The 5,797-nt window shown below is 36.8% G+C and carries 3 protein-coding genes and 1 tRNA gene; 1 reads left to right on the top strand and 3 read right to left on the bottom strand.

Features of this window, described 5'->3' with window-relative positions; all coding sequences use genetic code 11:
* Positions 1-134: 134 nt before the first annotated feature.
* A tRNA-Phe gene (locus R3333_RS11895) sits at positions 135-210 on the top strand.
* A 91-nt stretch (positions 211-301) separates the two neighbouring features.
* Here the strand turns inward: R3333_RS11895 and R3333_RS11890 are convergent.
* The 3 genes from R3333_RS11890 to R3333_RS11880 form a co-directional block, all read right to left on the bottom strand.
* A complete protein-coding gene (locus R3333_RS11890) occupies positions 302-2,290 on the bottom strand; it encodes a PKD domain-containing protein (RefSeq protein WP_318958997.1) in 1,989 nt (662 codons plus the stop codon).
* Positions 2,291-2,392: 102 nt separating this feature from the next.
* A complete protein-coding gene (locus tag R3333_RS11885; RefSeq protein ID WP_318958996.1) occupies positions 2,393-5,182 on the bottom strand; it encodes a carboxypeptidase regulatory-like domain-containing protein in 2,790 nt (929 codons plus the stop codon).
* Between the two features lie 20 nt (positions 5,183-5,202).
* A partial coding sequence (locus R3333_RS11880; RefSeq protein WP_318958995.1) for a type IX secretion system membrane protein PorP/SprF occupies positions 5,203-5,797 on the bottom strand: 595 nt, incomplete at its 5' end.

Raw genomic sequence — 5,797 nt, 5'->3', positions numbered from 1 at the left:
TCACCACTGAAAATTAAGACTGTCAGATTTGACGGTCTTTTTTTTGCTTTAAACTTTAAGAAAAAAATAAACAAAACGAATTTAGAGAAGCTCACATTCGAATATGTTTATATATTTGCACCCACCAAACGGAAGGTGATGTAGCTCAGTTGGTAGAGCAAAGGACTGAAAATCCTTGTGTCGGCGGTTCGATTCCGTCCATCACCACCAAAAAAAGACTGTCAATTTTGATGGTCTTTTTTTTTGCACTAAAAAAGGGACACATATATGCATCCCTTTTCATTAGATTCTAAACTATTTCTTATTGCTTAATTATTCTATAAACTTTCTGCACACCTGCAGCATTTGTTAAGCTTACGAAGTACACTCCAGCATCAACATTAGACAAATCTAACGGCTGAGTAGTGAGTCCTTTTCCTATCTGTAATTCTGTATCCTCCACCAAATTTCCATTCGCTCCGAGGATACGTAAATTAAGTCTTTCTTCGCTTTGTGCGTTTATACTCAACTTAAAATAACCATCCGTACTCGGATTAGGGGAAATATTCACGTCACTAAAAACTACCTCATCCTTAATTCCTACCGCATCTAAAGAGGGAACAACAATCACTTCAGTTCCTAAAGATTTGGTTGTCACAACTGCAACATCTGTATGGTTATCATTTAAAAAATGACCGGGCCAACCGGCATATCTCACATCTAAAGATATCGTATACGTTCCTACCGCTCCATAGGTATGAGTAGGATATTGGTATAAGTAATCATAAGATCCATCTCCAAAATTCCATTTATATTCCATATTCACACCCGATGAATTATCAACTACATAAATAAGGGATGAGTTATTCGGGTCAGGCACAACTGTAAAGTCTGCTACACATTCCATTGTAGTTGGGTTGTTAGGATTGTAAGTAACTTGTTGACAAAAAGAATCTGAACACAAACTATCCGATACGGTAACACATACATTATAGGTTCCAGCCTGAGCATACTTATGCTTTGCGTGAGTGATCTGATTTCCCACAAACTGTTGAACTGGAGTTCCATCACCATAATCTACCGTATAACTCGGCATGTACCCCACATAATCTCTAAGAACAAAAAGAGTATCGTTAAGAAATTCCGCAGCAAAACCTGCGTCACATTGATAAGGTTCCACCTCTATATTTACACCCCAAGTATCCGTACAAGACCCAGCAAAATTAGATCCATTCACCTCGTGTTCCACCTGATAAAACCCTGACTGAGAATAAACTTTTTCTAAGGTACTGTAACCTATTGTTGAGCTCGTACCGTCTCCAAAGTCCCAATTGTGACTAATTTGCTGATTTGACCCACCATAATACCCGTTATAAGGGATGATCAAATGTTGACCTCTCAGATAGGACTGAAATAACGCATTACAATAAGGTGGACTTTGCAAGTTACTAATGTAAAACGTTCCGTTGTACGTACTTTGACATGCCCCCGTTATCGAAACAGTATAATAATAACTTCCATTTTGAGGTACCGTAAAAGTAAAATCAGTGTAATTCTGTAAGGACAACTGTTGACTAAAATTATTCGGCCCAGTAATATCTATAGAAATGGTTCCACTAGGATCTTGCGTATACGCGTTATTATCAACACTAACCACACCTTGACTATTCGTACCGTAACTATTAATTACAGCATTACAGTTATAGGTCACGGGGTCAATGGTCACAGTATTCGTTTGCGTTGCGGTACAAGAATTATTGGGCCCTATAACATCCAAAGTTACAGTATAGGTATTTACTCCTGAGGGATAGGTATGCTGTGGAGATTGACCACCATCTATTAACACTGTTCCATCACCAAAATCCCAATTATATTGCGTTCCTCCTGGATTTAAACTACTACCAAAAAATTGAATAATCTCTGGATTTAAATTACTTTGAGAAGATGAACTAAAGGATGGATCACAACTACTTCCAGTGGCAGTAGAAACAAATACACTATCGTACAAGCTAGAACATTGATACACTCCATCAGTTACAGACATATTTATCTTTAACCATGCATCAGTTGTTAAAGTGTAAGTAGCTGTATAACCCGGCGCAATGTTCGATTGCACATCATTAATTGCATTAATCGAAGATTGTACATAAAAATACACTCCACCATTCGCATTTGAAAGCGTTGAATTGTCCGTAAAAGTTACCTCACCGGGGTTAGATCCATATGTAAGCGTGTAACTGGCCTGACAAGTTTGTGCTTGTACATGTAAACCGAGTACAAGTAGTAATAATAGTAATATTGACTTTTTCATAATTTAGGTTTTTATAGATTCTGTACTAATTACGAACCACAAAAATTAAAGGTTGTCCCACTATCAAAAAACCCTTTCTTTCGAAAGGGTTTTAATATTTTATCATTCCATTTTAATAATTTCAAACTCGGTTCGCCTATTCTCGGCATGCTGCTCCTCGGTACAATCTGAAGTTTGGGAACCTTCGCAACCACAATCATTAACCAACATTTCCTCACCTTTACCCTCACCATTAATCCTTTCTGGATTCGTGATTCTTGCCTGTATATAAGCCTTAGAAGACATAGCCCTGCGTTGTGACAACTTCAAATTATAAGCCTTAGAAGCCCTACAATCGGTGTGTGAAGTAAAGTAAATTTCCATTTCAGGGAATTTGTTCATCAAACGAACAATAGAATCTAACTCAAGTGCAGCGTCTGGTCGTATGGTTGACTTATTCAAATCAAAGTAGATTTTATCTAGTACAATAGTTTCTCCTGCCAAGTCATTGTAAACTTCTATAGGTTCATCTATCAAAGTGTTCCCATGTACATCTTCACCTCCAATTCCTGATGCTTCTATCGTTAAATCCTTTGGTAAATATCCCTCTTTCTTAAGATGTAATACAAGGTTAAGATTACTATCCACTACAAGACCCATCAGATTTACCCTTATCTCTCCATTTTCGTCTGTGCTAAGTGCAAAATCCTCTCCTAATTTATTTTCGATGACTACCTCAACCTCACTCAAAGGTTCATGCGTAAAGCCATTCTCTACTACAAAAATGAAAGCAAAGGCGTTTGGATCTGAAATTAAATCTATTTGATAATAACCTTGTTCATTTAATAAACTTGGCAACTGCTTTAAATCAACAGTATCCAATTCAGCATGATATCCTTGATGACTCGTCTCTATGTATAAATCTCCTTCTTTCGGAACTACGCAATGATAATTCCCTTGCTCATCTGTGATGAGTTGAAAACTGATGGAGTCCCATACCATGTCAATCACAGCATTCGGAAGTACTTTACCCGTTTCCTTATCTATAACCACTCCATTTAACGCTATGACATCATCTGTCGGAAATCTCATAGGACTCAAACCTAATTCTACTTCTGTGTTTCGGCCATCAACCCCAAACCTTGCCACCTTTGAATAGTAGGAGTCCTTTTCCCCTTTTACAGAATAATCACCAGGTTTGTCGATATCAAATTCGAAGTATCCCTTGTCATCCGTCAATGCTTCACCAACTTTAAAACCTGAGGCATCAAATAGCTCCAGTTGAGAATTTCTCAGCACCTCCTTTGTTTCCTCATCAACAACAAGCACAATTAAACTTAAAGCCTCCTCCGTATTAATCGGTGAATGACGCAGTGGTAAATCTCTTTTAATCTCTTGTTCTTGATCATCTACATAATTAGTGTTCAATATGAACTCTCCTCCTGGATAACTTTCCTTATTCACTTTTAAAAGATACTCCTCCCCTTTTAGAACAGAAAATGAATAATTACCTTTTTCATCTGCGGTAGTTTCAGCGACTATCCTATCATCTTTACCAAACAACTGCACCGTTGCATTCGGAAGTATTTCACCTGTAACTTCATCCAGAACTAATCCTGATAAATTGAGACAAAGTGGTAACACTGCACTGTTCAAACGGAAGGCATAAATATCATCTCCACCGTTACCATTTTTTCTATTTGAAGAAACGTGTCCAAAAAGGTTACTTTCATGCATAATGAATGCAAAATCATCATTCGAACTATTAATAGGTTCTCCCAGGTTTACATTCTCTTCTTTTCCATCCTTAGGAACAACGGCGAAAATATCCAAACCTCCTAACCCAAGATGTCCATCAGAAGCATAATACAAAATTCCATTTGAAGCCATCCATGGAAACACCTCTTGTCCTTCTGTATTTATACTTGCCCCCAAATTCTCAGGCTCACCAATTACCTCACCTTTGTTTACCGCCACCTTGTAAAGATCTGCCCCTCCATAACCACCTGGCATATCAGAAACAAAATACAAAGTCTTGCCGTCACTACTCAATGTGGGGTGACCTACAGAATAATCTGGAGAGTTTATACGCAACTCTCTTTGATTCAACCATTTTCCATCGATGATATCAGCTACATAAATTTTCAGGTTTTTAATCCCATCTTTTCCTCTACCGTTATCACCTTTTTCTATGTTATTACGTGTAAAATAGACTTGTTGGTCATCCTCCGAAAAACATAATGGCCCCTCGTGATAACTAGAATTGACTTCTTTACTAATTCTTTTAACCTTACCAGAATTGTAATCATTTCGAATAGATAATTCATAAATATCTAAGAAATGCTCATTATTTAAGTCGTGGTAATTTTGAATAGCAGACCTTCCCTTTCTATTAGAAATAATATAAAGTTTAGAATCAAAATAATACCCTCCAAAATCCGAAAGAGAAGTATTCAAAGAATCTACACGTTGAACCTCAAAAGAACTTGCCAGTGATTTAATGTCATCCAAATAATTCTGATTATTCAAAAATTCAATTCCCCTACTATCCTCCTTATTTATTTGTGCAAATCTCTGCATCCATTGCGCACTCTCATTGTAGTTTCCATTTTCTTTCAATGCCTGCGCATAATTATACACATCGTAAGCAGTAACATCTGGAGTATGTATTAAGATAAAATAGTAGTATTCTGCCAACTCTGTCAACCCTAGTTGATAGTAACAATCGGCCAATTTAGAGTACAACTTATAATTTTCATGTTCCGTCCCTATTAGATCCTTATAGATTTTAATAGCCTCTGCATAGGCCAGATGACTGTATAACTCATCCGCTTTTTTGAGCTTTCCACTTTGTGCAAAGGAATTAATTCCCCAAACACACATTACGATGAGAATAAATGATTTTTTAATCATGTTGTTTTAACTAATTCTATTTAAAAATACCTTGGTGAACGTATTCCACTTTTTTTGAAACTGAAGTCATAAGACAATAAAACTTCAAAGGTCCCTTTGTTATATGCAGCCAATTCATTGGTTGTAATATCATAAGCCAACCCTACTTTAAACTGATTGTTTAATTGAAATTGCGTAATGACTCCAAAACTGTCTCCCAATCTATAGTTTCCTCCTAACCAAAGCTTATCATTGAATATAAAAGACACTCCTAAATCAAAACTTACAGGAGCTCCTTCTGTAAGTTTCACCTGTGTATTTGGTCTAATCTTTAAGTTTCTATCCACATCAAACACATATCCTGCGATAAAAAAGTAGTGTCTTCTGTAATTAGAATTCAAGGAAGTAAAATCACGCGATTCTAGCATTCTCGGAGTGGAGAATCCCACAAACACACGCTTACTATAATAGTACATTCCAAATCCAAAATTAGGCGAGATAATTCCACCTGCATTGGTCATAAACTGTGGATCATTCCCCTCTGTGGTTAACAACTCATTGGTTCTGGCATTCATAAGGTTCATTCCAAACTTTAACCCCATCGCAAGTCTACCTCTAGATTTTTTAAACTTAAGG

The sequence above is a fragment of the Lishizhenia sp. genome, assembly GCF_033720595.1.
In the GTDB taxonomy this organism is placed as follows: Bacteria; Bacteroidota; Bacteroidia; order Flavobacteriales_D; family Crocinitomicaceae; genus Lishizhenia.
Note: the sequence above shows the minus strand (reverse complement) of the source record. Positions and strands in the feature narration are given on the sequence as shown.